This window comes from Phenylobacterium sp. (genome assembly GCF_030693625.1).
Lineage (GTDB): Bacteria > Pseudomonadota > Alphaproteobacteria > Caulobacterales > Caulobacteraceae > Phenylobacterium > Phenylobacterium ferrooxidans.
The window spans coordinates 26,247-50,031 of sequence record NZ_JAUYAF010000066.1 but is presented as its reverse complement, the minus strand read 5'-3'; the positions used below and the strand labels follow the sequence as shown (position 1 = coordinate 50,031).

Genomic DNA, 23,785 nt, shown 5'->3' with positions numbered 1-23,785 from the left:
GCGATGCGTTTGCCGGGTACGGCAATGGGGTGGTCTCGGCAGGTCTCAAGGCGCACTTCTAAGTCGCTAGCGTCACCCCGCGCCGGGTGGGCGCGCGGACGTTGGGACTGATGGCCTCGACGTCCAGCCCCATCTGGCGGGCGGCCTGGACCAGTTGCAGGAAGCGCTGAACGATGATTTGGCCGCCCTGCAGGATTTCCGGCGACTGTTGCCGACTCATGCTCGACAGGTAGCCGCCGGGCGTGCGCGCCACATAGCCTTGAGCGACATAGCGCACGACATGGCGGCGGATGGTCTCGTGGTGGAGGCCCAGCCTCTCGGAAAGCTCGGCTATGGTGACCGGCCGGCGCAGCTCATCCGGCGGCGGACTATTGGACCAAGCGTACTTCTGAGCGAGTTCGCGATCATAGGTGATGTCGCCAGCGTTCGTCGTGATCAAGCCGGAGAAGATCAAGGCGTCCAGCATCGAGCCGTACGGGGCGACGCCGGCCTCCAGGACCCGCAAAATGAAGGCGTCCAGAAGAGCGCCCAGGGGCGCAGCCAGGTCCTCGTCCCGCTGCGGTGTGGCGCCAGGGCCAGGATCGAAAGCGTAGCCGAGACCCTTGAGATCGGCGATCAGGCGGCGCAGGCCCTCGCATCGCTCCAGGTCCCAAGCCAAAGGCGGTGCGGGAGCCCCTGCGGCTATCGTGACCCCGGAGTCCCCCGCTCGGCTTACAAGACCCGCGGACTCAAGGACCGCGACTTGGCGGCGGGTGGTTTCATAGGCGAGCCCGAGGGACTGAGCGATAGCCCGGACACTGATGCCGCCGCGAACATTTCCGCCCGGGCTCCGGGAAGCCTGCGCCACGGCCATATGGACAACGCCCCGGGTGAAGCCGCCTCCGTGCCGGTCGATCAGCCTGCGGCCTTCGTCGAGCAGGAACTCCAGGACGCAGCGGAAGATCAGCCGGTTGCGCCGCGAGTTCGCCGCCTCGGAAATGTGGATCATGGTCCCGGCCCCCCAAGCTTGACCATAGACCGGCGAGGCTACCCCTCGGCAAGCCCGCATAACGATGTTTTGCAATCTAGCGAGTTGTGTCTCGTGGGGTGAGCCATCAGGGATTGCAAAGGCCCACGATCCGGGTAGGGCCGGTCTTGCTGTCGGCTCGCCAATCGGCATTCTTGCCGACCGAACTGAGTAAACGGCAGGAGATATTCATGCGCCGCCTTCTTGTTCTCGGCTTGGGTTGCCAGCTGCTTGGCGCCGCCGCCGCTCAGGCCCAGACGTGGACCCCCCTGGCCGTGACTGGGCCCGAGACCATCTTCTATGACCCGGCCACCGTCACCCGCGCGAACGGCGTGGTGACCGCCGTAATGCGGGCGGAGTTCAACCCGCCGCAGGCCTCTGGCTCGGTGATGGTCAGCGCCATGGTGGAGAAGATGTCCATCAACTGCGCCGGGAATGTCTATTCCGATCTCGGCAATGTCGCCTACGACGCCGCGGGCGCAGTGTTATGGAACCAGCCCGCGTCAGGCGCGGTCAAGCCGATTACGCCGGGCTCCGGGGCGAGCGCCATCCACGCCAAGGTCTGCCAATAGCTGACCATGAAGTTTCCGCACCGTGCGCTCGCCCTGGCGATCCTGGGGCTGCTGATGCTGGCGGCTGCACCCGTCCGGGCCCTGGCCGCCCCCACGCAGGCCATCACCTGCCGCCTGGGCGCCTGGTTCGTGTCCGTGCACGACATCAACGCCGCTGAGGGCACGTTCAAGGCAGACTTCTGGATGTGGAGCGTCTGTCCCGAGCGCGAGTTGAACCCGCTTGAGAGCCTGGAGTTCCTGAACGCCGCGGAGACCGAGGAGGGCCTCGACGCCACCCTGCAAAGGGGGGGCAAGTGGTGGTCGACGCGCAAGATCTCCGGCGTCTTCCGGCAGGACTTCGACCTCCAGAACTATCCCTTCGACCGCCAGGCTCTGGAGATCCTGGTGGAGGAGGCGGTTCTGGACGAACGGAGCCTTCGCTATGTCGCCGACAGCCGCAACTCGGGCCTCGACCCGGGGGTGAAGGCGCCGGGGTGGCGGCTGACCGGGTTTCGCAACACGGCGGGCGTCGCCATGCATCCGACCACCTTCGGCGACCCGTCCCTCCCCGACGGCGCAAGCTATTACGCCACCCTGCGCATGGAGATCGTGGCCAATCGCGCCCGGCTCGGCAACTTCGTGAAGGCCACCTTCGTCCTCTACATAGCCGCGATCCTGGGTCTGATGTGCTTGGCGCTGGACGTTGTGGACACCCGAGCATCCACGCACAGGCGCTGCCCATGCGCCCAGTTCGCGCGCTGGCCCACAAGCGCGGAGCGAAGACATCAAGAAGCGGGTGTTCCTAGTTCACGGGCGCGACGACGGCGCGAAGGCCAGCGTCACTCTGTTTCTTGAGCGACTAGGGCTCGAGGTGATCATCCTGCACGAACAACCGAATGGCGGCCGCACCTTGATGGCCAAGTTCATTGAGGAAGCATCAGCTGCAGCATTTGCGGTGGTCCTGATGACTGCTGACGACCTGGGACGACTGGCAAGCGATACTAAAAGCCACCCCAGCGCACGAGCGCGACAGAACGTCGTCTTCGAGCTCGGGTTCTTCATCGGGCTGATCGGGGCGAGCAGGGTTTGTGCACTCGTCGCCCCTGGTGTCGAGCGGCCCTCAGATTTCGAGGCAGTAGCTTACGTGCCGTTCGACGCGGGGGCCACGTGGAAACAAGAACTTGCCCGAGAACTGAGGGTGGCCGGTCTCCCCATCGATCACGACGCGCTTCTGCGTTGAGGGGGTACTCAGCGGGGTACGTTCCGGGGTACGCGGCACAGTCCGCTTTGCCCCAGGGGGCTGATTTCATTGACTAAAAAAGACCGCTTGGATTTTGGCGGTGAGAGAGGGATTCGAACCCTCGTTAGGCTTTCACCTAAACACGCTTTCCAAGCGTGCGCGATCGACCACTCCGCCACCTCACCGGCCGTCGCGAACGGCCCGGAGGTCGGTCGCGAAGGCGCGCAATATACTCAGGAAGCTCGCCCGGGCAAGCGGCGTCCGAGCGCGGCGGCAAGATGGTCGGGATCGAACAGGGAGCGGCCCTCGCGGCGGGTGAGCGCGGCCTCCAGTTTCACGCTGTCGGCCGACCATTCGGCCAGCCGCCGCCGGGCGTCGGGGCGGTCCTCGCGCAGGGCCTGGGCGGCCTGCGACAGGCGGGTGTCGGCGGCCCGCAGGCGCCTGCGCTCGCGGGGCAGGGCGGCGTAGCGCTCGTCGATCAGGCCGAGCCGCGCGCGGGCGGCGGCGATCATCACCCCGGCGGCGGGACGGTCGCCACGGGCGGCCAGGGCGTCGGCGGCGGCGAGGGCGCGTCGTACGTCGGACATCAGGCTGGCCACCGTGACGGGGACAGCGCCGGCGCGGGGGCAGGCGCTGGGCGAGAGGGCTCGGACATAGGCGACCAGGCCGGCCAGCACGACGGCGGGCGGTTCGCGGCCGTCGAACTCCTGGGTGATCAGGCCGTGGATGAAGGGCGGCAGGTCCTCAGGTGCGACCTTGAGTCCGCTGCGGCCGCGGCTGAGGTCGGGGATGGGCCGAGGGTCATCGAGCGCGTCGCCGCGATGGGAGCTGAACAGGGACGAGGTGACGTCGGCCGTGCCGGCCGGGCCGGAGACGCCGGGGAACAGGAAGGCGGGGTTGTCGCGGCCTGAGCGGTGACAGGTCTCGCAGGTCAGTCCGGCGCGGGCGGCCTGGCCCCCCAGGACGGTCGGGGTGCGGAAGGCCGCGCGGCCCACCTCCACGGCGAGGCGGGCCTCGGGACCGGTCGCGGGCGACAGGCACTCCGGCGGGGTGGTCGTCAGGGCGCGCACGAGATCGGCCTGGGGCGCCAGCCAGGCCTGGGCGCGCAGGGGCGTATCGGCCGCCTGGACCGCGACGATCCCCATGAGGGCGAAGGCGGTGGCTAGCTTGATGGTTCGCGGCCGGCGTCGATCCAGCGACGTAGTTCCTCGGCCTCGGCGCAGCCGAAGGCGCAGATGCGGTCCAGGCGGGCCAGCATCACCCGCGCCCCGGCCAGGTCGCCGCGCTCCACCTTCAGTTCGCCGTAATACTCCGTGGCGCCGCGATGATCGGGCGCGATGGCCAGGGCCTGGCGGTAATAGGCCTCGGCCTGCTCGGGCTGGCCCTTCTTGCGCCAGGTGTAGCCCTGATAGGTGAGGATGTCGGGGTGCGGCCCCAGGGCCTCCCGGGCGGCGGCCAGGGAGGCCAGGGCCTCATCATAGCGGCGCTCATTGATCAGGCTGACGGCGGCCAGATAGGCGCGGTCCCCGGCGGCGGGGACAGCCAGCAGCAGCGAGCCGGAGGCCGCCACCGCGGCGCCGGCGATGGCGCTCTCGACGGCCTTCACCGCCGCGCCGAGGGCGGGGGCGTCGCCGCAGGTTCCGCAGACCTGGGCGCGGGCCCTCAGCCAGTCTAGCTGAGCCTGCGCCTTGGCGTCCTTCAGACCGCCCAGGGCCACGCCGAGGCCGCGACGGGCCTCGATGCTGTCGGGCTCCAGCTTCAAGGCCTTCTCATAGGCGCGGCGCGCGCCCTTCAGGTCGTTCTGGCCGGCGTTGGCGAGGCCCAGCAGGCGCCAGGCCTCGGCGTTTTGGGGCAGGGCGTCGACGACCCGGCCGAGGGCGCGCTCGGCGTCCTTGAATTTGCTGGCGTTGAGGGCCTCGACGCCCTTCACATACTCGGCGGCCGGATCGTAGGTCGGGGCCGACATGCTGGGCATGTCGCCGCCGCCCCCGCCACCTCCGCCGGCGCTCCAGGCGATGCCTGTCGTGGCTAGGCTGAGCATCGCCCCGAGGACCAGCGCTCCGCGCAGTCTGTCACCCATCATCGCCTCCCTGAGCGTTCGCATAACAGTGTCATATCCTGTGCGCGACGTCAGCTGGGTGGTGGGCGAATGGCGCACCCTCGCCGTATATTGAGCTCTCCAGCCACAAGGACCGCCATGACCCCTGCCGAGTTCGACAAGGCCAGCCGGCGCGAACTGGGCCTGCCCCCGTGACTCCGGCGCAGCTGGAGGCTTGCGCCCTGAGCTTCCCAGGGGCCACCAAGGTGGTCCAGTGGGGCGGCAGCGACGTCTACAAGGTGGGCGGCAAGATCTTCGCCATCGTCGGCCTGGGCGGGCGGCTGATGTTCAAGGTCACCGACCTCGCCTACGAGGTGATGACGGAGAGCGGGATGGCCAAGCCCGCCCCCTATCTGGCCCGGGCCAAGTGGGTGTCCTTCGACGAGCCGGACCGGCTGGATCCTGACGAGGCGGCCGACTGGCTGAAGACGGCCCATGCCCTGATCGCCGCGAAGCTGACCCGGGCGAAGCGGAAGGAGCTGGGGCTCTAGCGTTCCTCACCCGCAGCGGGAGGAACCGGACCAGTTCCCAGCAGCGCGCGGAGCTCGCGGATGGCGGCGGCGGCCTTGGAATGGCGCTGGCGCCAGATCAGCAGGCTGACAGCGCCGAGGGTGACGACCAGGAAACTGATGGGTCCGAACAGCCAGGCCGCCGCCGCCAGGGCGAAATAGTAGCCGCGCACGCCGGCGTTGAAGGCCGAGAGCGCCGGGTTGAGCAGGCGTGCGGCGGCCTCCCCATAGCGGTCCTTGAAGGCCTGGTCCTCGGTGTCGGGCGCCGCGCCCACCACGGCGATGCAATAGTTCATCTGGCGAATGGCCCAGATGAAGTCGAGCAGGCCGCGGGCGAGGGCCACCAACACCAGCGCGATCTGGAACTCGAACAGCAGGCGGGTGGAGGTCTTGATCACCACCAGGCTGGAGGCCGAGCGGAAGGTGCTTTCGCCGCCGAACAGCACGCCCGCCGCGGCGGCGATCAGGATCAGGTTGGAGGAGGCGAAGAAGGAGGCGGAGTTCAGGACGTGGCCCAGCAGCTGGCCGTCCATGAACTTGTTCTCGCGCCCGGCCATGTTCTTCATCCAGGTCAGCCGGATGAGGGTCAGGTCGGTGTTGATGGCCCCCCGGCCCCGGGCGGCGGCCTTGAGCAGGGGCTCATAGGCCAGCCAGGCGACGGCGAAGACGAGGAGCGCCGTCAGGTCCAGGGGCGAGAGCGGCATGCCCTAGTCCTCCATGATCAGACTGTGCTTGTTGGTGTCGCGCAGGGTGAGCGCCACCAGGAAGGCGATGGCCATGATGGAGGCGACATAGACATAGAAGCCGCTCTCCATGCCCTCCTTCTTGAACCACAGGGCGACATATTCCGCGGTGCCGCCAAAGATGGCGTTGGCCGTGGCATAGGGCAGGGCGACGCCAAGCGCCCGCACATGGGCTGGGAAAAGCTCGGCCTTCAGCACCGCGTTGACGGCGGTGTAGCCGGAGAGGATCAGCACCAGGGCGCACATCAGGGCGAAGGCCATGGTGGCGTCGGAGGTCACGGCGATCCTCGAGAAGATGGGATAGGTGAAGATGCTCCCGAGCAGGAAGGCCGCCAGCAGGGTGGCCTTGCGGCCCACGACATCCGACAGGGCCCCGAAGGCCGGCTGGGCGATCATGTAGACCAGCAGGGCGGCCGCCGTGATCGCCGTGGCCATGTCCTTGGTGAAGCCCGAGGTGTTGACCAGGAACTTCTGCATGTAGGTCGTGTAGGCGTAGAAGGCCAAGGACCCGGCCGAGGTCAGGGCGAAGATGGTCGCCGTCTCCTTGGGGAACTTCACGAACAGCAGCATGGTCCGCGAGCGTTCCGCGCCCTCGGCCTGAGCGGTCAGGTAGGACTGGCTCTCCTCCAGGCCGGTGCGAATCCAGAACACCACGATGGCTAGGACCCCGCCGATGGCGAAGGGAATGCGCCAGCCCCATTGGGCGAGATCCTCCGGCGACAGGATGTTCTGCAGCAGGATGAGGACGCCGAGCGCCGTGAGCTGGCCCAGGATCAGGGTGACGAACAGGAAGCTCGACCAGAAGCCGCGGCGCTTCCTGCCGGCCATCTCCGACATGTAGGTGGCGCTGGCGCCGTACTCCCCGCCCAGCGACAGGCCCTGGACGAGACGCGCCAGCACCAGGGCCACCGGGGCGGCGGTGCCGATCATCGAATAGTCGGGGATGATGGCGATGGCGAAGGAGCCGGCGCACATCATGGAGACGGAGACGGTCAGGGCCGCCTTGCGGCCGGCGCGGTCGGCGTAGAGGCCCATGAACCAGGCGCCGATGGGCCGGGCGAGGAAGCCGACGGCGAACACCGCGGCGGCCTGCAGCAACTGGGCGGTCTCATCGCCCTTGGGGAAGAAGTGCTTGGCGAAATAGAGGGCGAAGGAGGAGTAGACGAACCAGTCGTACCATTCGACGAAGTTGCCGGCCGAGCCGCCCAGGATGGCCCTGAACCGCTGCATCGAGGTGAGCCCCGGCGCCATGGCCTCTGACGAAAGTTCTCCGCCGCTCTCGGTAACCGTCATGCATCCCCCCCAACGAACTCACTTTGGGGGGAATGCTAGAGGGTCTTTGCGTTCAGGCGAAGGGCGCTTGCGCTATATCCGGCCCATCAGGACCAGGACCAGGACAATCACCAGAACCAGGCCCAGGCCGCCGGAGGGGAAGTAGCCCCAGGAGCGCGAGTGACCCCAGGTGGGCAGGGCGCCGATCAGGGCGAGCACGAGAATGATGAGTAGAATGGTCCCCAGCGACATGGCTCAAGCCTCCCAAGAGCCTGGCCGGGTGGCCAGGCGATCAAGCTTGAGAACGGGCGCCGCCGGTTAAGGTTGCCGGAGCCCTTTCCTTCCAGAGAATCTGAAAGGAAAGGGCTCCTTCGAAAATAGGAGCGTGACGGGCGCCTGAATCGGTCCCCACTTCAGGCTGTCACGCTCCAGCGGACCTAGTCGACGATATCGGCGGTGTGTAGATGGGCGTCCTGCTCCTTGACCTTCAGGGCGTAGAGCAGGCCGATGAAGGCCCCCTTCACCCGGGGCAGGAGGGCCAGGGTCGCGGCCGCCAGGGGGATCAGGGTGGCGGGCAGCATGATCGCTGCCGGCGCCTGCCAGATGATCGGAAACAGCAGCAGCGGCGCCACCAGAAGGTGGCCGACGATCAGGATGGTGAAATAGGCCGGGCCGTCGTCGGCGGGGTACTGGGCGATGTCGTGGCCGCAGACCTGGCAGCGCGGCTCGACCTTCAGGTACTTCCAATAGAGCCTGCCGCGCTCGCAATGGGGGCAGCGGCCGCGCAGGCCGCGGATCATGGCTTGGACAAGGGTGGGGCGTTCATGACGGGACATGACCGCCATATGTGTATCGGGACCCTGGGAGTCCAAGGTGGCGGGCGGTCGCATCGGGAACATGATCTTCGCAATCCCAGGCGGGGCTTGAAGTTCCCCCAGATGGGCGCGTCGTTAGGTCCCACCGCGCCAGCGGGAAGGCGTCGTCCGCGCAACCTGCTCGGGAGCAAGGCGCGGAGAAGGCTCATGAATTTCAGGACGGGCTGCGCGAACCCGGGCTCAACGGTCGCGCCACCGGGCGCCAGATCACGCCGCTGGCGTCCTCCGGGGAGGACGCCAGGAAGCCGCGGCCCTAGCGCTTGGCGTCGTCGGCGGCGCCGCTGACCGCACGGCCGGCGGCCGAGACGTCTTGGCCCGCGCCGGAAATGGTGTTGCAGGCAGACGTCAGCATGGCGGCGGCGGCGACGGCGAGAACCAGGATCTTGCGCATTCGAGAACTCCTCAAGGACGGGCCGGCGGCATAGCCAAGCTTGTGGGCGATTTGTAGGCGAGGGTGAGGCGCCGGGGCAAGGGGCGCGCAAGCAGGTCCCTTCTCCCGCAAGGGGAGAAGGGGAGTCGTCGCTAATCGGCGTCCATCTTGAGCGCCGCGATGAAGGCTTCCTGGGGAATCTCCACCTTGCCGAACGGGCGCATGCGCTTCTTGCCGGCCTTCTGCTTGTCCAGCAGCTTGCGCTTGCGGCTCATGTCGCCGCCGTAGCATTTGGCCGTCACGTCCTTGCGCAGGGCGCGCACGGTCTCCCGCGCGATGATCCGGCCGCCAATGGCCGCCTGGATCGGGATCTGGAACATGTGGGGACTGATGAGGTCCTTCATCTTCTCCACCATGCCCCGGCCCCTGGCCTCGGCGCGGTCGGCGTGGACCAGCATGGAGAGCGCGTCCACCGGCTCGGAATTCACCAGGATGGACATGCGCACCAGGTCGCCGACCCGGTAACCCTCGATGGCGTAGTCGAAGGAGGCGTAGCCCTTGGAGACGCTCTTCAGCCGGTCATAGAAGTCGAACACCACCTCGTTGAGCGGCAGGTCGTAGACCACCAGGGCGCGGGAGCCGACATAGGACAGCTCGCGTTGTTCGCCGCGGCGATCCTGGCACAGCTTGATCACCGAGCCGAGATACTCGTCCGGGGTCAGGATGGTGGCCTTGATCCAGGGTTCGGCGATGGTGGCGATCTTCACCGGGTCGGGCAGGTCGGCCGGATTGTGCAACTCCAGCTCGCTGCCGTCGTTCAGGCCGATCTTGTAGACCACGCTAGGCGCCGTCGCGATCAGGTCGAGATCGAACTCGCGGCTGAGGCGCTCCTGGATGATCTCCAGGTGCAGCAGGCCCAGGAACCCGCAGCGGAAGCCGAACCCCAGGGCCGCGCTGGTCTCCATCTCGTAGGTGAAGGAGGCGTCGTTCAGGCGCAGGCGGCCGATGGCGGCGCGCAGGTCCTCGAAGTCGGCGGCGTCCACCGGGAAGAGGCCGCAGAACACCACCGACTGGGCGACGCGGAAGCCCGGCAGGGCCGTCGCCGTCTGGCGCTTCTCATCGGTGATGGTGTCGCCGACGGCGGCGTCGGCCACCTGCTTGATCTGGGCGGTGATGTAGCCGATCTCGCCCGGGCCAAGCTCGCCGGTCTCGGTCTGCTTGGGCTTGAAGACCCCGATGCGGTCGATCTGGTGGGTGACGCCCGCATTCATCATGCGCACCTTCATCCCGGCCTTCAGCACCCCGTCGAGGACGCGGACCAGAACGACGACGCCCAGATAGGGGTCGTACCAGGCGTCCACCAGCAGGGCCTTCAGCGGGGCGTCGCGGTCGCCCTTGGGGGGCGGCAGGCGGGTGACGACGGCCTCCAGGACGTCGGCGATGCCCTCGCCGGTCTTGGCCGAACAGAGCACGGCGTCCGAGGCGTCGATGCCGATGACGTCCTCGATCTGCTGGCGCACCCGCTCGGGCTCGGCGGCGGGCAGGTCGATCTTGTTGAGGACGGGGACGATCTCGTGATTGTTGTCGATGGCCTGATAGACGTTGGCGAGCGTCTGGGCCTCGACGCCCTGGCTGCTGTCGACCACGAGGATCGAGCCCTCGCAGGCCGCCAGGCTGCGGCTGACCTCATAGGCGAAGTCGACGTGGCCGGGAGTGTCCATCAGGTTCAGGACATAGGTCTCGCCGTCGCGGGCCGTGTAGTCGAGGCGCACGGTCTGGGCCTTGATGGTGATCCCGCGCTCGCGCTCGATCTCCATGTTGTCCAGCACCTGTTCGGTCATCTCACGCTTGGTGAGGCCGCCGGTCTCCTGGATCAGGCGATCGGACAGGGTCGACTTGCCATGGTCGATGTGGGCGACGATGGAGAAGTTGCGGATTCTGGAAAGAGGGGTGCTCATGGTGCGCCAGCCTCTACCACATTCCGGCGCGCCTGCGAGGGTGGAGGGGTGCTTGCAGCGCCATCATGCTTAATCAGGTGTTAAGCTGGACCGCCGCATTGATGACGCCAGGGGATGGGAGGCTGTTTCGCCTTCACTCGAGGACGTTCCATGGATCGCCGCACACTGATCGTTTCGGGCCTGGCCACGCTGGGCGCCGCCGGGGCCGCCAAGGCGCAGGAGCCGGGCCAGAACGGGCCCTACCAGACGCCCACCTATCCGGCGTCGCCGCCGGCCTATCCCAATCAGAATCACCCAAATCAGACCTACCCCAATCCGGGAGAGGCTCCGGCCGAGCCGTTCACCCGCGAGGAGATGGTCAACAACGTCTCTGACTTCCTGGGCGTGACGGCGGAGGCCGCGGGCGGGGCCATCGAGCGGGTGTTCCGCGACAACGGCCGGCCCACGGCCTATATCGCCGGCCAGGAGGCCTCAGGCGCGATCTCGGTCGGCGCCCGCTACGGCAAGGGCCTGCTGTACATGAAGAACCGCGCGCCGATGGAGGTCTACTGGCAGGGCCCCTCGGTGGGCTGGGACCTGGGGGGCAACGCCAGCCGCGTCTTCACCCTCTGCTACAATCTCCAGTACCCGGAGATCCTCTTCCAACGGTTCCCGGGCGTCGAGGGCGCCGCCTATCTCGTGGGCGGGCTCGGTGTGAACTACCTGCAGTCCGACGAGGTCATCCTGGCGCCGATCCGCGCCGGCGTCGGCCTGCGCCTGGGCGCCAATATCGGCTATCTCGGGTTCAGTCGGAAACGCCGGACCTGGCCTTTCTAGGGCCGAGCGCTTGTTTGCCGCGCTTCCGGGCGGCGAACCGGTTCCCACTTCGCCTGAAGCGCTAGTGCTTGTCGGTCTTGGAGGCCAGCAGGTCCATCAGGGCCAGCATGACGCCGGAGACCACGAAGGTCAGGTGAATGCCCACCAGCCACGCCAGGGTCCGGTCGGGGATCGGCTCGTTCTCCGACAGGCGCATGAAGGCCCGCAGCAGAGCGATGCCGGAGATCGCCACGATGGAGGCGATCAGTTTCATCTTCAGGCCTGAGAAGTCCACCGTCCCCATCCAGGAGGGGCGGTCCTCGTCGTCGCCGGTGTCGATCTTGGAGACGAAATTCTCGTAGCCCGAGAAGGTGACGATCAGCAGCAGGTTGCCGGCCAGGGACAGGTCGATGAGGGAGAGCGCCATGAGGATGGCCTCCTCGGGGCTCATCGTCGGGATGTGCTGGAACTCGTGCCACGCCTCGTTGAAGAAGACGAAGACCAGGGCGGCCAGGGCCATGATGAGGCCGACATAGAAGGGCGCCATCAGCCAGCGGGACCGGAACAGGCCGGTCTCCAGCCAGCGTTCGAGGACGGGCTTAGGCTTGGGCGATTTCCCGGGGCTGGACGTGGTCATGTTGGATGTATGGGATGATGCCTGGGGCGATTCAAGAGCGTTGGCGGGAACCCGCCGGCCTCCAAGGCGTAGCTCCGGAAATGCTGTGTCCCGGCGCCTGAGCGCCGGGCGCCCATGGGAGTGCGCGCTTGGAGAAGCTGTCCGCCACGGTCTGGGATTGGTTCGCCACCGGCCAATGGCTGGTCCCAGCTGGCAAGCTCGCGGTGGCCGCGGTCATCGTCGCAACGGGATTCATCGCCGCCCGCCTGGTGTCGGGGGGCCTGAGCCGATGGCGCGGTCGCGCCCGGGGCGGGCGGCCCATCATCTATATCGTCGAGAAGCTGTCGGGATACGGCCTGGTGGTGGCCGGGTTCTTTGTGGCTCTGTCCACCCTGGGGATCGACCTGACCTCACTGGCGGTCTTCGCCGGCGCCCTGGGGGTGGGGGTCGGTCTTGGCCTGCAGGGGATCGTGCGGGAGTTCGTCTCGGGCCTGGTGCTGATCTTCGATCCCCACGTCCATGTGGGGGACTTCATCGAGCTGGAGAACGGGGTGCGCGGGGTGATCGTCGAGGTGGGGCCCAGGGCGTCGCGGCTGCGCACCAATGACGGGCTCAATGTCGTCATTCCCAATTCCAAGCTGATCGAGAGCCAGGTGATCAACTGGACCCTGAAGGGCGGCACCCGGCGGATCCATGTGCCCTTCTCGGTGGCCTACGGGGTGGACAAGGCCCTGGTGCGCGACGTGGTGATCCAGGCCGCGCGCGCCACACCCTTCACCCTGCCGGAGACCGAGGACCGCAAGACCCAGGTGTGGCTGATCGGGTTCGGCGACTCGGCGCTGAATTTCGAGCTGGTGGTGTGGCCGACCTTCGACGCGGTGAAGCGACCGGCGGCCATGCACGCGGCCTATACCTGGGCGATCGAGGACGCCCTGCGCTCGGCCCAGATCGAGGTCCCCTACCCGCAGATGGACGTGCGGGTGCGCAGCCTGTTCGGCCAGGAAGGCGGCGAGGCGTTCACGGCCCTCGGCCTGAAGGCCGGCAGCGCGCACGAGCCGGCGCCCCACCCGGTGGTCGAGACCAAGAACGACGCCGCCGACGCCCTGGTCGCCGATGTCGAGCGCGAGGCCCGCGAGCGCCTGACCCAGGATCGGGAATAGGCCGCCTCAGCGCCGCAGCTTGGCGCCCACGGTCTTTTCGGCCGCGGCGACGATCCTGGCCGAGAGGGCCTCGATCTCGGGCTCGGTGAGGGTCTTGTCGCGGGGCTGGACCAGGACCTCGACGGCGACTGACTTGGAGCCCTCGGGCACACCGGGACCCGAATAGACGTCGAAGACCCGGGCGTCGGCGATCAGGGCCTTGTCGGCGGCCAGGATCGGACGGACCAGGTCGCCGGCCGCCACCTCGGACCCCACCACGAAGGCGAAGTCGCGGCTGAGCGGCATGAGGGTCGAGATGTCCAGGGCGGGCTTGGTCTTGGTGGACTTCCGCTTGCCCTCCGGGATGGTGTCCAGGTTCAGCTCGAAGGCCACCAGGGGGCCGTCGACGTCCAGGGCCTTGAGCACGCGCGGGTGCAGTTCGCCGAACTCGGCCACCACGGTCTTGGGGCCAAGCTGCAGTCGGGCCGAGCGGCCGGGATGCCACCAGTCGGAGGTCGAGCCCTGGACCAGCTGCAGGTTCGGCGCGCCGATCTCCTCCAGGATCGCCATCAGGTCGGCCTTGAGGTCGAAAAGCGGATCGGACTTCGCGCCGTCCCAGCGGCGGGGCGGGTGGGGCGCGACCAGGGCGGCCAGCACGGTCATCTGGTCCTGCGGCTCGTCGCCGCGATAGAGCGGGCCGATCTCGAAGGCCGCCAGGTCGGGGAAGCCGCGCCGGGCGTTGCGGCCCGCGGCCTCGATGAGGTTGGGCAGGATGGATGGCCGCATGCAGTCCAGATCGGAGGCGATGGGGTTGGTCACCACCAGCTTCGCATCGCCGCCGCCGAACAGCTTCGCCGTCGCCCGAGCCGTGAAGCTCCAGGTGATGGTCTCGGCATAGCCGCGGGCGGCCATGGCGCGCCGCGCGACGCGGACCCGGCCCTGGCGCACAGTGAGCACGCCGCCGGCGGCAGGCGCCAGTTCGGGCAGGGGGGTGGCGGGCAGGGCGTCATAACCCTGGATGCGGGCCACTTCCTCGACCAGGTCGGCCTTGCCCTCGACGTCGCGGCGCCATGACGGCGGGGTGACCTGGTCGCCGGCCACCGCGAAGCCGAGCTTGGTGAGAATCTCGTCGATCCGGGCGTCGCCGATGTCCAGACCCGAGAGGCGCTTCACATAGGTGTGGTCGAAGGTCATGGTGGTGGGGGGCGTGGGCGCCTCGCCCGCCAGGGTGACCTCTGAGGCCTCGCCGCCGCAGAGCTCCAGGATCAGCTTCGTCGCCAGCTCGAGGCCGGGGACCAGGGACTGCGGATCGACGGTGCGAGCGAAGCGGTACTGGGCGTCGGAATTGATGCCGGTGGAGCGCCCGGTCTGGGCCGTCAGGATCGGGTCGAACCAGGCGCTTTCCAGGAAGACGTCGGTGGTGGTTTCCGAGCAGCCGGTGCTTTCGCCACCCATGACCCCGCCTAGGCCGATGGCGCCCGAAGCGTCGGCGATGACGCAGATATCGGGGGTGACGGCGTAGGTCTTGCCGTCGAGGGCGGCGACCTCCTCGCCGTCGCGGCCCATGCGGGCCTCGACGAAGCCGCCGGTCAGCTTGGCGGCGTCATAGACATGCAGCGGCCGGGCGCGGTCGTAGGTGATCAGGTTGGTGATATCCACCAGGGTGTTGATGGAGCGCAGGCCGATGGAGGTCAGACGCTGGGCCAGCCAGGCCGGGGACGGCCCGTTCTTCACGCCGCGGATCAGCCGTCCCGAGAAGGCCGGGCAGGCCTCTGGCACGGGCAGCTTGATCGCGATCGGATTGGGGAAGGTCCCGGGGACCGGTGCGACGGCGATGTCCTTCAGGGTCCCGAGGCCCGCGGCGGCCAGGTCGCGGGCGATCCCGACGACGCCCAGCCAGTCGGGGCGGTTGGGGGTGACCTCGAAGTCGATCACCGCCTCCAGGCCCAGCGCCGTGGCGGCCGGGGTCCCGACCGCGAGATCGTCTGGCAGGTCCATGATGCCGTCGGACTCGCTGGCGGCCTCCAGCTCGGACGCCGAGCAGAGCATGCCGTTGGAGACCACGCCGCGCACTGGCTTCTCCACCAGCGTCACGCCGAGGCCCGGCACATAGGCGCCGATGGGGGCGTAGATGGTGGTCAGGCCCGCGCGCGCATTGGGGGCGCCGCAGACGATCTCCTTGCGGCCGTCGACGGTGTCCACCTGGCAGACCCGCAGGCGGTCGGCATTGGGGTGCTGCACGGCCTCAACGATCTTGGCGACCGTGAAGGCCGCAAGCTTGGTGGCGGGGTCTGCGACGTGCTCGACCTCAAGGCCGGCCATGGTCATGGCCTCCACCAGTTCGGTGGTGGAGGCGGTGGTGTCGAGGTGCTCGCGCAGCCAGGAGAGGGTGAATTTCATGATGCTCTCCTCAGCTCAGGCCGGTGGCGGGATTCGGCGCGGCGAAGGCCGAGAAGCCGTAGTGCTGCAGCCAGCGGACATCGGTGGCGAACATGTCGCGCAGGTCGGGCATGCCGTACTTGAGCACCCCCAGGCGGTCGACGCCGCAGCCGAAGGCGAAGCCCTGCCAGACGTCAGGATCCAGGCCGCAGTTGCGCAGCACATTGGGGTGGACCATCCCGCAGCCGAGGATCTCCAGCCAGTCGGTCCCCTGGCCGATCTTCACCTCGTCGCCCGAGCGGTCGCACTGCACGTCCATCTCGGCGCTGGGCTCGGTGAACGGGAAGTGGTGCGGGCGGAAGCGGGTGACCACGTCCGGGGTCTCGAAGAACCGGCCGAGGAAGGTCTCCAGGGTCCACTTCAGGTGGCCCATGTGGATGGCCTTGTCGATCACCAGGCCCTCGATCTGATGGAACATGGGCGTGTGGGTCTGGTCGCTGTCCTTGCGGAAGGTGCGGCCCGGCACGATGACGCGGATCGGCGGCTCCTGGCCTGAGGCGATCCAGGGGGCGGCCGGCTTCTGGTTGGTGCGGTTCATGACGCGGACCTGCACCGGGCTGGTGTGGGTGCGCAGCACCTTGCGCTCCCCCTGCTCGTTCTCCGGCAGGAAGAAGGTGTCGTGCATCTCCCGGGCCGGGTGCTTGGGGGGGAAGTTCAGGGCCGTGAAGTTGTTGAAGTCTGTCTCGATGTCCGGCCCCTCGGCCAGGGAGAAGCCCATGTCGGCGAAGATGGCGATCATCTCATCCATCACCTGCATGGTGGGATGGACCCCGCCCTTGCGGCGCGGCGCCGGCGGCAGGGAGAGATCGACGCGCTCGGCCGCCAGCCGGGCGTCCAGCTCGGCGGCTTCCAGGCCGGCCTTGCGCTCGGTGATGGCGGCGGCGACGCGGTCGCGCAGGCCGTTGATCAGCGGACCCTGTTCGCGGCGCTCGTCGGGGGACATGCCCCCCAGCGACTTGAGCAGGTCGGAGATCGCCCCGGACTTGCCCAGGGCCGAGACGCGGACGGCCTCCAGGGCCGTGAGGTCAGGGGCGGCCGCGATGGCGGCGGTGAGGTCGGCTTCGAGTTTGGCGGTCATGACACGGCGTTCTTAGAGGGGGTGACAGGGCGCGGGAAGAGGACAGCAAAAAGCCCTCCGGCGGTTCGGCCGAAGGGCTTTGAATGCTTTAGGAGCCAAGGGCTCCCGGGCCTCAAGCCAGAGCGGCGCGAACCTTCTCAGCGATGGCCTTAAACGCGGTGGGGTCGTTGCCCGCGATGTCCGACAGGACTTTGCGGTCGATCTCGATCCCGGCCAGGTCAAGGCCGTGGATAAAGGTCGCGTAGGTCAGCCCCTCGATGCGGGCCGCGGCGTTGATGCGCTGGATCCAGAGCGAGCGGAAGTTACGCTTGCGGACCTTGCGGTCGCGGTAGGCGTACTGGCCGGCCTTGTCCACCGCGGCCTTGGCCGTACGGATGGTGTTCTTGCGGCGGCCGTAGAAACCCTTGGCCTGCTCAAGAACCTTCTTGTGACGGGCGTGGGCGACGACGCCCCTTTTAACGCGTGCCATGTGTCAGTGCTCCGATCAAAGGCCGTAGGGCAGGTAGGACTTGATGGTCTTGACGTCGGACGACGACATGACCTTCGTGCCACGGTTCTGACGGATGTACTTGGCGCTGTGGCTCATCAGCCGGTGGCGCTTGCCCGCGACGCCGGCCTTGATGAGGCCAGACGCAGTGATTTTGAAGCGCTTCTTGGCGCCTGACTTGGTCTTCAGTTTCGGCATTTCTCTGCGGAGCGTGAGCCCCGTCCTCTGGCGTATTGATGAACCGTCCTGGCATGCCATTGGCCAGACGGTTCCGAAGGGGAGGGCGAATACGCGAAAGGCTGGGGGAAAGCAAGGGTTTGAGTCTCCCGAGACCCAGCCTGCCGGTTCCCGTGGATCTAGCCGGTTCGCCCGACATGGGGCATGCGGCGCGCCACCTGGATGGCGAGGATCAGGGCCGGGACGATGAGGATGGCGGTGAGCGCGAAGGGGGCGCCCGGGGAGACCAGGCTGAAGAGCTGGCCCGCATAGATGGGGCCGCCGATGCGGGCGAGCGCATTATTGGACATGTTGAGGCCCAGCATCTCGCCCTGGCGGTCCGGCGGCGTGGCCTTGGAGATCAGGCCCACCAGATTGGGGAAGCAGATGGACTGGCCAAAGCCAACGATGGCCAGGCCCAGCACCGCCTGGGCCGGAACCTGCGACGTGAACTGCACGAGCATGCCGACGAACATCAGGCACAGACCTGCGATCAGCACCCGGGGCTCGCCGAACCGGGCCACCAGCCAGCCGGTGGCGATGCCCTGGCTGAAGGCGCCGATGACGCCGATGACCATGAAGGCCAAGCCGATTTCGCGGGGGCCCCAGCCGAACTTGGCGGCGGTCCACAGGCCGTAGGTGGCCTCGATGCCGGCGAAGCCCGAGACGATGACGAAGGAGATGATCAGGATGCGGGCGATCACCGGATGGGCGAAGGCCTCGCGCAGGGCCACCTGACGGCCACGCGGACGAACGTCCGGCGTGCCGGGCCGGGTCTCGCGCACGAAGAAGAAGACGCCGGCCGCCGAGGCCAGGCCAAGCGCGGCGGCCGCGAACAGGGGCAGCTGGAAGCCGATGGGGCCGAGGCTGGGCTGGGCCAGCAGGCCGCCCAGGGCAGGGCCGGTCATGAAGCCCATGGAGAAGGCCGAGCCCATCACCCCCATCCGCCCGGCGCGCTTCTCCGGCGGGGTGATGTCGGCCATGCAGCCTTGAAGCGTGGAGATATTGCCCGCGAAGAAGCCGCCGGCGAACCGGGCCACGAAGGCGAAGATGATGTTGGGGGAGAAGGCTAGGGCGATATAGGCCAGGGCGCTGATGGCGATGGTGGCGATCAGCACGGGGCGGCGGCCCACCCGGTCCGACAGCCGTCCCCAGAAGGGTTCCCCCAGGAACTGGCCGAAGGAGAACATCGAAAACAGCAGGGCGATCTGCCAGGCCGGGGCGTCGAAGGCCTGGCCGAAGAAGGGCAGAAGCGGGATCACCACGCCGAAGCCGGCGATGTTCAGGAACACCACCGACAGCAGGATGATCAGGGCGCGGAGGTCCTGCTTGTCGCTCGGAACGCCCGCGCCCGGCGGGGTCATGGCTCAGGCTTTGGCGGCTCGGTCAGGAGCCGTGATCTTCGGGTGGCCGACAGGGCCAGCAGGATGGCCGGCGCCACCACCAGGGCGCCGAGGATGAAAGGCCCATCGCGCATGACGGGCACCATCAGGCCGGCACAGACCGGCCCCACCACCCGGGCCAGGGCGCCGGTGGCGTTGTTGAGACCCATGATCTGACCCTGCCTGTGCGGGTCGGCGGTGCGCGAGATGATGGCGCCCACATTGGGGAAGGCCACCGACTGGCCCGCCGCGGTCAGGCACATCAGGGCGATGGTCATGGGGCCGCTGACGGAGAACACCTGCAGAGCCGCGGCGACGGCGGTCATGCCCATGCCGACCGACAACATCACCCCCTCGCCGAAGCGCTCCGACATCGGGCCGGTGATCATGGTCTGGAAGAAGAAGGCGGTGGCGCCGGTGAAGGCGAAACAAACCGCGATCTCGCGCGGGCCCCAGCCGAACCGGGCCTGTGACCAGAGGCCGAACTGGCTTTCGATGCCGGTGAAGGCGAAGCCCACCAGGAAGGTCAGCAGCATCATGCGGCCGATCACCGGATGGCTGACCGCCTCGCCGATGGCCGACCAGCGGCTGGGGCGATGGCTGATGCCCTCCTCCCGGACGCGGCTTTCCTTGATGAAAAACATGATGGCGACGACGCAGAGCGCCGCCAGGCCAGAGGCGATGAACAGGGGAATCCGGAATCCGGCCGGGCCCATGCCGGTGTGGGCGAAGAAGCCCCCGACGGCCGGGCCGATGATCAGGCCGACGTTCCAGGCGGCGCCCTGATAGCTCATCTGGCGGGCGCGTTTCTCCGGAGGCGTGACGTCGGCGATGTAGCCCTGGACCACCGCGCCGTTCCCGGCCGCGAGGCCGCCCACAAGGCGGATGGCGAAGGCCACCCAGATATTGGGGGCGAAGGCCAGCGCCAGGTAGCAGAGGCAGTTGCCGATGATCGTGGAGATCAACAGCGGCTTGCGGCCGTACTTGTCCGAAAGCCGTCCCCACAGCGGTTCGCCGAAGAAGGCTCCCACCGAATAGGCGCCGAAGATCGCTCCGATCTGCCAGGGCTCGGCGTCGAAGGAGTCGGCATAGAAGGGCAACAACGGAACGATGATCCCGAAGCCCAACATGTTGATGAAGATAACGGCGATCAGCGACGCCGCAGCAAAACGCGGCACCGGGGCCTTATACGGCTCGGATTCAGACATAATGATCCGGTGTTAGGCTGCCCCGGTGGAGCCGTAAAGACCCAGCGTGAGGCTTGGTTGTCGCGGTTCACCTGAGACCACAAAAAAGCGGCCGCCCCTGGGGGACGGCCGCTTAAATCGTATGGTTCGCCGGGCTCTAGCGGGGCGCCAGGATCATGATCATCTGGCGGCCTTCCATGCGGGGCTCGTACTCGACCTTGGCCACCGGCTCGAAGTCGGCCTTCACCTGCTGGAGCAGCTTCATGCCAAGTTCGGGGTGGGCCAGTTCGCGGCCACGGAAGCGCAGGGTGACCTTCACCTTGTCGCCTTCTTCGAAGAAGCGATGCATGGAACGCGCTTTGACTTCGTAGTCGTGGATGTCGATGTTGGGACGGAGTTTGATCTCCTTGATCTCCACCACCTTCTGACGCTTGCGCGCCTCGTTCTTCTTCTTCTGCTCCTGGAACTTGAACTTGCCGTAGTCCAGGATCTTGCAGACGGGCGGATCAGCATTCGGCACGATCTCGACCAGGTCGAGGCCAGCTTCTTCAGCGGCCTCCAGAGCGGAAGAGGTCGGCATCACGCCCTGCTTCTCACCGTGCTGATCGATGAGCAGAACTTTTGGGACGCGGATGTCGTCATTGATGCGCGGTCCGTCTTTGACGGGCGGCGCCTGCATGGGGCGGCGAATAGGCTTTTGCTCCGTGAGCTATTTCAAGGCGAACGCACCGGCCACGCAAAGCGCTCCGGGGTCGTGCGGACAGTATATGACCTTGCGGCCCCCCGCGATCAAGCGCCGCCGGGAGCTGGGGCCAAAGCATTCGCCGCCTGTGCGACGCTCGCCACAGCCAGATCGCCCAGATTGTCGGCCTGGAGGACCGCGACATGGCCGCGCGGAGCCGACAGGCTGGGGTCCGAGGCCCGTGAGAACAGGACGATGGTCGGCGCCCCCGTCGCGGCGGCCAGGTGCAGCGGCCCGGTGTCGTTTCCCACCACCAGGGCGGCCTTGGCGCCCAGGATGGCGATGCGGGCGAAGTCGGTGCGGCCGGTGAGGTCGCGGGCCTTGCCCACATAGCGCTGGATCTGGCGGGCCTCAGCGCTCTCCTGGGGGCCGCCCAGGATGACGATGTCGAAGCCGCGGTCGTAGAGAATCTTGCCCAGCTCGCCGTAGCGGTCGACGGGCCAGCGCTTGTCCAGCCGGTGGGCCGAGCCGCCGGGGATGAACAGGACGTAGGGGCGGGGCATGACGCCGCCGGCCACGGGGCGTTCCTGCGGCGCCTTGCGCAGCACCCAGGAGAGATCCGGCGGCGGGGCGCTGCCCGGCTCGGTGGGGGCGTCGGGATAGATGCCGGCATATTTCAGCTGGTCGGCCTGGCGCTCCAGGGTGTGCATCGCGTTGCGGTGCGGGTTCTTGTGCGGCAGGGCGCAGCCCAGCGCGATCCCTGACCATTCGGGGGGGAAGGGCCGCAGCATCTGGAAGATGCGGTTGGACGCCGCCGAGGTCTGGAGGTCGTAGACCCGGTCATAGCGGGCCTTCTTGATCCGGCCGCGCAGGGCCAGCCATTCGCCGGGGCCGTTGGGCTTGCCGTCGGTCTCCACGGCGTTGAAATAGGGCGAGCTCTTGGCCAGGCCCTCGAACTGGGGGGTGGTCAGCAGGGTGATGTGGGCGCGCTTGTGCGCCTCGCGGATCTTCTTCATCGCCGCCAGGGCCAGGACGAAGTCGCCCAGGGCCGACAGCTTGATCACCAGGATCTTCTTGATCTCACGCGCCATGGGCTCTGGCCTCCAGCACGCGTTCATAGGCTCCCAAGGTGGCCGCGCACATGGCCTCGGCGGAATAGAGCTGGCGGGCGCGGGCCGAGGCCAGCTCCCCCATCCTGCGAAGTTCGACCGGCCCGGCCTCGATGGCGTGGGTCATGGCGGCGGCCCAGGCCGGAGCGTCGCCGGGGGGGACCAGCCAGCCGGTCTTGCCGTCCAGCACAGTCTCGGTGGCGCCGCCGTGGCTGGAGGCGATCACCGGGCGGCCCATGGCCTGGGGTTCCACGGCGGTGCGGCCGAAGGACTCCGGAACGGTCGTGGGCAGGATGGCGAGATCACAGACCAGGCAGGCGGCCGGCATGTCGTCGCAATGGCCCACCAGCTTGATCTCAGCGCTTAGGCCCTGGTCGCGGATCGAGGCTTCAAGTTCCTCGCGGTAGTCGGTGCGGCCCTGGTCGTCGCCGGCGAAGATGATCAGGAAGTTCGACTGGCCGGCCGCCTTCATGCGGGCGGCGGCCTCGATGATGGTGGGGTGGCCCTTGATGCGGGTCAGGCGCCCGCCCAGCAGGATCTTCACGCGGTTGTCGTCCGGCGTGATCCCCCAGGCCTCGCGCAGGGCGGCGATCCGCTCGCGGGTCACCCAGGCGGGGTTGAAGCGATCCAGGTCGACGCCGCGGGGGATGGTGACGATCTTCTCGGCCGGAAGCGCATGCTCTCTCAGCACATGGTCGCGGGTGTAGTCGGAATTGGCGATCACCAGGTCGCCGCGGGTCATCACCGCGTTGTACCAGCGCTTCAGCTTGGTCCTGGCGTTGTAGATGCCGTGATAGGTGGCCACGAAGGGCGTTCCCGTCGCCTGGGCGGCCCACAGGGCGGAGAAGGCCGGGGCGCGGCTGCGGGCGTGGACCAGGCTGACCTTCTCCTTGCGGATCAGGTCCACCAGGCGCGCGGCGTTGCCCAGCATCACCAGGGGGTTCTTGGACTGAACGGGCATCTGGGCCAGGCGCCCGCCGTCGGCCTCCAGGCGCGCGGTCATGCGGCCGCCGCGTGTCGCCACCAGGGCCTTGCCACCGGCGCGCACGACGGCGTTGGCCACATCGATCGTGGTCTGTTCGGCGCCGCCGGTCTCCAGCTCGGGGACGACCTGCAGCAATGTGAAGTTGGGAGGCAGTGGCACGGCCATCTGCATAACGCACTGCGGCGCCGCGTAAAGCCCGACGCACGCTGACGGGCGCCCTCGCACGGGCTATTGATCGCCGATGAGCGAAGAGACGGGTTTCCTGGCGCGGCCGGACGGCGAACAGGTGGCGTGGGGCAAGGTGGCGGGCGCCGGCCCCACCGTGGTCTGGCTGGGGGGCTTCCGCTCCGACATGGCCGGGACCAAGGCGCAGGCCATCGCCGAGTGGGCGCAGGCGACCGGCCGGGCCTATGTGCGCTTCGACTATTTCGGCCACGGCGAGTCCAGCGGCGACTTCGCGCAGGGGACCATCACACGCTGGCGCGAGGACGCCCTGGCGGTCCTCGATGAACTGACCGAGGGACCGCTGGTCCTGGTGGGCTCCTCCATGGGCGGCTGGATCAGCTGCCTGGCGGCCGCGGTGCGGGCTGAGCGGCTCAAGGCCATGGTGCTGATCGCGCCCGCCCCCGACTTCACCGAGAAGCTGATGACGCCGGAGATCGACGCGGCGGGCCGCGAGGCCCTGGCCCGCGACCGCGTCTGGATGCGGCCCAGCGACTATGGCGATCCCTATCCCATCACCGCCAACCTGCTGGAGGACGGCGCCCGTTGGTCGATCCTGCCCGGGCCCGTGCCGATCCAGGCGCCCGTGCGCATCCTGCAGGGCGGGGCCGATCCCGACGTTCCCTGGCGCCACGCCCTGGAACTGGCCCAGGCGCTGAACAGCGACGACGTGGTCTTCAGCCTGATCAAGGACGGCGACCACCGGCTGTCGCGGCCGCAGGACCTGGCGCGCCTGCTGGCGGCCCTCGAGGAGGTCTGTCCGGACTGAGAAGCGGCCTGTCCGGACAGGACTTTGATCGCCCTGGCGGCGGAAGTGGCTCAGACC

Annotated in this window: 26 protein-coding genes and 1 tRNA gene; 7 read left to right on the top strand and 20 right to left on the bottom strand. The window is 68.1% G+C overall.

The window, feature by feature from the left end:
• Nucleotides 1-58: 58 nt before the first annotated feature.
• Entirely contained in the window at nt 59-988 is a 930-nt protein-coding gene (locus Q8N10_RS15205; protein ID WP_304781110.1) for a MarR family transcriptional regulator, read from the bottom strand.
• A gap of 209 nt (nt 989-1,197) precedes the next feature.
• On the opposite strand from Q8N10_RS15205, the gene Q8N10_RS15200 reads away from it, so the two are divergent.
• From Q8N10_RS15200 to Q8N10_RS15190, 3 genes are read left to right on the top strand one after another with little or no spacing between them, the layout of a single operon-like run.
• Complete coding sequence (locus Q8N10_RS15200) at nt 1,198-1,578, top strand: surface-adhesin E family protein (RefSeq protein WP_304781107.1); 381 nt, start codon at nt 1,198-1,200, stop codon at nt 1,576-1,578.
• A gap of 6 nt (nt 1,579-1,584) precedes the next feature.
• On the top strand, nt 1,585-2,412 hold the full coding sequence (locus Q8N10_RS15195; RefSeq protein ID WP_304781105.1) for a hypothetical protein: 828 nt from the start codon (nt 1,585-1,587) through the stop codon (nt 2,410-2,412).
• Nucleotides 2,354-2,797, top strand: coding sequence for a nucleotide-binding protein (locus Q8N10_RS15190; RefSeq protein ID WP_304781103.1), 444 nt, complete (start codon nt 2,354-2,356; stop codon nt 2,795-2,797). The genes Q8N10_RS15195 and Q8N10_RS15190 overlap by 59 nt, the downstream gene beginning before the upstream one ends.
• A 95-nt stretch (nt 2,798-2,892) precedes the next feature.
• Here the strand turns inward: Q8N10_RS15190 and Q8N10_RS15185 are convergent.
• The 3 genes from Q8N10_RS15185 to Q8N10_RS15175 form a co-directional block, all read right to left on the bottom strand.
• Nucleotides 2,893-2,982 (bottom strand) — tRNA-Ser (locus tag Q8N10_RS15185).
• Nucleotides 2,983-3,030: 48 nt separating this feature from the next.
• Nucleotides 3,031-3,942 (bottom strand): hypothetical protein, encoded by a 912-nt coding sequence (locus Q8N10_RS15180; RefSeq protein ID WP_304781099.1) that lies wholly within the window; start codon nt 3,940-3,942, stop codon nt 3,031-3,033.
• Between the two features lie 17 nt (nt 3,943-3,959).
• Complete coding sequence (locus Q8N10_RS15175; RefSeq protein ID WP_304781096.1) at nt 3,960-4,877, bottom strand: lipopolysaccharide assembly protein LapB; 918 nt, start codon at nt 4,875-4,877, stop codon at nt 3,960-3,962.
• 170 nt (nt 4,878-5,047) lie between these two features.
• On the opposite strand from Q8N10_RS15175, the gene Q8N10_RS15170 reads away from it, so the two are divergent.
• Entirely contained in the window at nt 5,048-5,386 is a 339-nt protein-coding gene (locus Q8N10_RS15170) for an MmcQ/YjbR family DNA-binding protein (protein ID WP_304781093.1), read from the top strand.
• On the opposite strand, the gene Q8N10_RS15165 is transcribed toward Q8N10_RS15170, so the two are convergent.
• The 6 genes from Q8N10_RS15165 to lepA all read right to left on the bottom strand — a co-directional run bounded on the left by Q8N10_RS15165 (nt 5,383) and on the right by lepA (nt 10,622).
• Nucleotides 5,383-6,108: a DUF599 domain-containing protein gene (locus Q8N10_RS15165; protein WP_304781090.1), complete on the bottom strand. Its 726-nt coding sequence runs from the start codon at nt 6,106-6,108 to the stop codon at nt 5,383-5,385. The two genes, Q8N10_RS15170 and Q8N10_RS15165, sit on opposite strands and share 4 nt — an antisense overlap.
• A 3-nt stretch (nt 6,109-6,111) precedes the next feature.
• A complete protein-coding gene (locus Q8N10_RS15160) occupies nt 6,112-7,440 on the bottom strand; it encodes an MFS transporter (RefSeq protein WP_304781087.1) in 1,329 nt (442 codons plus the stop codon).
• A gap of 72 nt (nt 7,441-7,512) precedes the next feature.
• On the bottom strand, nt 7,513-7,671 hold the full coding sequence (locus tag Q8N10_RS15155; RefSeq protein ID WP_304781084.1) for a DUF3309 family protein: 159 nt from the start codon (nt 7,669-7,671) through the stop codon (nt 7,513-7,515).
• Nucleotides 7,672-7,856: 185 nt separating this feature from the next.
• Nucleotides 7,857-8,255 carry a DUF983 domain-containing protein gene (locus Q8N10_RS15150; RefSeq protein ID WP_370690235.1) on the bottom strand — a complete coding sequence of 133 codons (399 nt, stop codon included), beginning with the start codon at nt 8,253-8,255 and terminating at the stop codon, nt 7,857-7,859.
• A gap of 292 nt (nt 8,256-8,547) precedes the next feature.
• Complete coding sequence (locus Q8N10_RS15145) at nt 8,548-8,685, bottom strand: entericidin A/B family lipoprotein (protein WP_304781079.1); 138 nt, start codon at nt 8,683-8,685, stop codon at nt 8,548-8,550.
• Nucleotides 8,686-8,816: 131 nt separating this feature from the next.
• Nucleotides 8,817-10,622, bottom strand: coding sequence for a translation elongation factor 4 (gene lepA / locus Q8N10_RS15140; protein WP_305663952.1), 1,806 nt, complete (start codon nt 10,620-10,622; stop codon nt 8,817-8,819).
• A 150-nt stretch (nt 10,623-10,772) separates the two neighbouring features.
• Between lepA and Q8N10_RS15135 the strand changes: the two genes are divergently transcribed.
• Nucleotides 10,773-11,438: a DUF1134 domain-containing protein gene (locus Q8N10_RS15135; protein WP_304781074.1), complete on the top strand. Its 666-nt coding sequence runs from the start codon at nt 10,773-10,775 to the stop codon at nt 11,436-11,438.
• 61 nt (nt 11,439-11,499) lie between these two features.
• On the opposite strand, the gene Q8N10_RS15130 is transcribed toward Q8N10_RS15135, so the two are convergent.
• Nucleotides 11,500-12,054, bottom strand: coding sequence for a TIGR00645 family protein (locus tag Q8N10_RS15130; RefSeq protein WP_304781071.1), 555 nt, complete (start codon nt 12,052-12,054; stop codon nt 11,500-11,502).
• 128 nt (nt 12,055-12,182) lie between these two features.
• Here Q8N10_RS15130 and Q8N10_RS15125 point away from each other — a divergent pair, with 128 nt between their 5' ends.
• Nucleotides 12,183-13,193 carry a mechanosensitive ion channel family protein gene (locus tag Q8N10_RS15125; RefSeq protein ID WP_304781068.1) on the top strand — a complete coding sequence of 337 codons (1,011 nt, stop codon included), beginning with the start codon at nt 12,183-12,185 and terminating at the stop codon, nt 13,191-13,193.
• A gap of 6 nt (nt 13,194-13,199) precedes the next feature.
• On the opposite strand, the gene pheT is transcribed toward Q8N10_RS15125, so the two are convergent.
• The 9 genes from pheT to Q8N10_RS15080 form a co-directional block, all read right to left on the bottom strand.
• Nucleotides 13,200-15,572, bottom strand: coding sequence for a phenylalanine--tRNA ligase subunit beta (pheT, locus tag Q8N10_RS15120; RefSeq protein ID WP_304781066.1), 2,373 nt, complete (start codon nt 15,570-15,572; stop codon nt 13,200-13,202).
• 10 nt (nt 15,573-15,582) lie between these two features.
• Nucleotides 15,583-16,689 (bottom strand): phenylalanine--tRNA ligase subunit alpha, encoded by a 1,107-nt coding sequence (gene pheS, locus Q8N10_RS15115; protein WP_304781063.1) that lies wholly within the window; start codon nt 16,687-16,689, stop codon nt 15,583-15,585.
• Nucleotides 16,690-16,801: 112 nt separating this feature from the next.
• On the bottom strand, nt 16,802-17,158 hold the full coding sequence (gene rplT, locus Q8N10_RS15110) for a 50S ribosomal protein L20 (RefSeq protein WP_304781060.1): 357 nt from the start codon (nt 17,156-17,158) through the stop codon (nt 16,802-16,804).
• Nucleotides 17,159-17,173: 15 nt separating this feature from the next.
• Nucleotides 17,174-17,374: a 50S ribosomal protein L35 gene (rpmI, locus tag Q8N10_RS15105; protein WP_215342450.1), complete on the bottom strand. Its 201-nt coding sequence runs from the start codon at nt 17,372-17,374 to the stop codon at nt 17,174-17,176.
• Nucleotides 17,375-17,532: 158 nt separating this feature from the next.
• The gene (locus Q8N10_RS15100; protein ID WP_304781054.1) at nt 17,533-18,756 is read right to left on the bottom strand and encodes an MFS transporter; all 1,224 of its coding nucleotides are present in this window, start codon (nt 18,754-18,756) and stop codon (nt 17,533-17,535) included.
• Nucleotides 18,753-19,952 (bottom strand): MFS transporter, encoded by a 1,200-nt coding sequence (locus Q8N10_RS15095; RefSeq protein WP_304781052.1) that lies wholly within the window; start codon nt 19,950-19,952, stop codon nt 18,753-18,755. Before Q8N10_RS15095 ends, Q8N10_RS15100 begins: the two co-directional genes overlap by 4 nt.
• Nucleotides 19,953-20,118: 166 nt before the next feature.
• A complete protein-coding gene (infC, locus tag Q8N10_RS15090; protein WP_215342444.1) occupies nt 20,119-20,640 on the bottom strand; it encodes a translation initiation factor IF-3 in 522 nt (173 codons plus the stop codon).
• A gap of 110 nt (nt 20,641-20,750) precedes the next feature.
• Complete coding sequence (locus Q8N10_RS15085) at nt 20,751-21,734, bottom strand: glycosyltransferase family 9 protein (protein WP_304781049.1); 984 nt, start codon at nt 21,732-21,734, stop codon at nt 20,751-20,753.
• Nucleotides 21,724-22,896: a glycosyltransferase family 4 protein gene (locus Q8N10_RS15080; protein ID WP_370690234.1), complete on the bottom strand. Its 1,173-nt coding sequence runs from the start codon at nt 22,894-22,896 to the stop codon at nt 21,724-21,726. The genes Q8N10_RS15085 and Q8N10_RS15080 overlap by 11 nt, the downstream gene beginning before the upstream one ends.
• An 82-nt stretch (nt 22,897-22,978) precedes the next feature.
• On the opposite strand from Q8N10_RS15080, the gene Q8N10_RS15075 reads away from it, so the two are divergent.
• Nucleotides 22,979-23,728 (top strand): alpha/beta hydrolase, encoded by a 750-nt coding sequence (locus tag Q8N10_RS15075; protein WP_370690233.1) that lies wholly within the window; start codon nt 22,979-22,981, stop codon nt 23,726-23,728.
• The last annotated feature ends 57 nt before the right edge of the window (nt 23,729-23,785 follow it).

Excerpts from the sequence above, each read along its gene's own strand:
- rplT (WP_304781060.1), bottom strand. The coding sequence starts at position 17,158 with ATGGCACGCGTTAAAAGGGGCGTCGTCGCCCACGCCCGTCACAAGAAG.
- Q8N10_RS15075 (WP_370690233.1), top strand. The coding sequence starts at position 22,979 with ATGAGCGAAGAGACGGGTTTCCTGGCGCGGCCGGACGGCGAACAGGTG.
- Q8N10_RS15175 (WP_304781096.1), bottom strand. The coding sequence starts at position 4,877 with ATGGGTGACAGACTGCGCGGAGCGCTGGTCCTCGGGGCGATGCTCAGC.
- infC (WP_215342444.1), bottom strand. The coding sequence starts at position 20,640 with ATGCAGGCGCCGCCCGTCAAAGACGGACCGCGCATCAATGACGACATC.
- Q8N10_RS15135 (WP_304781074.1), top strand. The coding sequence starts at position 10,773 with ATGGATCGCCGCACACTGATCGTTTCGGGCCTGGCCACGCTGGGCGCC.
- Q8N10_RS15165 (WP_304781090.1), bottom strand. The coding sequence starts at position 6,108 with ATGCCGCTCTCGCCCCTGGACCTGACGGCGCTCCTCGTCTTCGCCGTC.
- Q8N10_RS15100 (WP_304781054.1), bottom strand. The coding sequence starts at position 18,756 with ATGACCCCGCCGGGCGCGGGCGTTCCGAGCGACAAGCAGGACCTCCGC.
- Q8N10_RS15200 (WP_304781107.1), top strand. The coding sequence starts at position 1,198 with ATGCGCCGCCTTCTTGTTCTCGGCTTGGGTTGCCAGCTGCTTGGCGCC.
- Q8N10_RS15180 (WP_304781099.1), bottom strand. The coding sequence starts at position 3,942 with ATGGGGATCGTCGCGGTCCAGGCGGCCGATACGCCCCTGCGCGCCCAG.
- Q8N10_RS15150 (WP_370690235.1), bottom strand. The coding sequence starts at position 8,255 with ATGTCCCGTCATGAACGCCCCACCCTTGTCCAAGCCATGATCCGCGGC.
- pheT (WP_304781066.1), bottom strand. The coding sequence starts at position 15,572 with ATGAAATTCACCCTCTCCTGGCTGCGCGAGCACCTCGACACCACCGCC.
- pheS (WP_304781063.1), bottom strand. The coding sequence starts at position 16,689 with ATGACCGCCAAACTCGAAGCCGACCTCACCGCCGCCATCGCGGCCGCC.
- Q8N10_RS15205 (WP_304781110.1), bottom strand. The coding sequence starts at position 988 with ATGATCCACATTTCCGAGGCGGCGAACTCGCGGCGCAACCGGCTGATC.
- Q8N10_RS15155 (WP_304781084.1), bottom strand. The coding sequence starts at position 7,671 with ATGTCGCTGGGGACCATTCTACTCATCATTCTCGTGCTCGCCCTGATC.
- Q8N10_RS15160 (WP_304781087.1), bottom strand. The coding sequence starts at position 7,440 with ATGACGGTTACCGAGAGCGGCGGAGAACTTTCGTCAGAGGCCATGGCG.
- lepA (WP_305663952.1), bottom strand. The coding sequence starts at position 10,622 with ATGAGCACCCCTCTTTCCAGAATCCGCAACTTCTCCATCGTCGCCCAC.
- rpmI (WP_215342450.1), bottom strand. The coding sequence starts at position 17,374 with ATGCCGAAACTGAAGACCAAGTCAGGCGCCAAGAAGCGCTTCAAAATC.
- Q8N10_RS15130 (WP_304781071.1), bottom strand. The coding sequence starts at position 12,054 with ATGACCACGTCCAGCCCCGGGAAATCGCCCAAGCCTAAGCCCGTCCTC.
- Q8N10_RS15195 (WP_304781105.1), top strand. The coding sequence starts at position 1,585 with ATGAAGTTTCCGCACCGTGCGCTCGCCCTGGCGATCCTGGGGCTGCTG.
- Q8N10_RS15145 (WP_304781079.1), bottom strand. The coding sequence starts at position 8,685 with ATGCGCAAGATCCTGGTTCTCGCCGTCGCCGCCGCCGCCATGCTGACG.
- Q8N10_RS15085 (WP_304781049.1), bottom strand. The coding sequence starts at position 21,734 with ATGGCGCGTGAGATCAAGAAGATCCTGGTGATCAAGCTGTCGGCCCTG.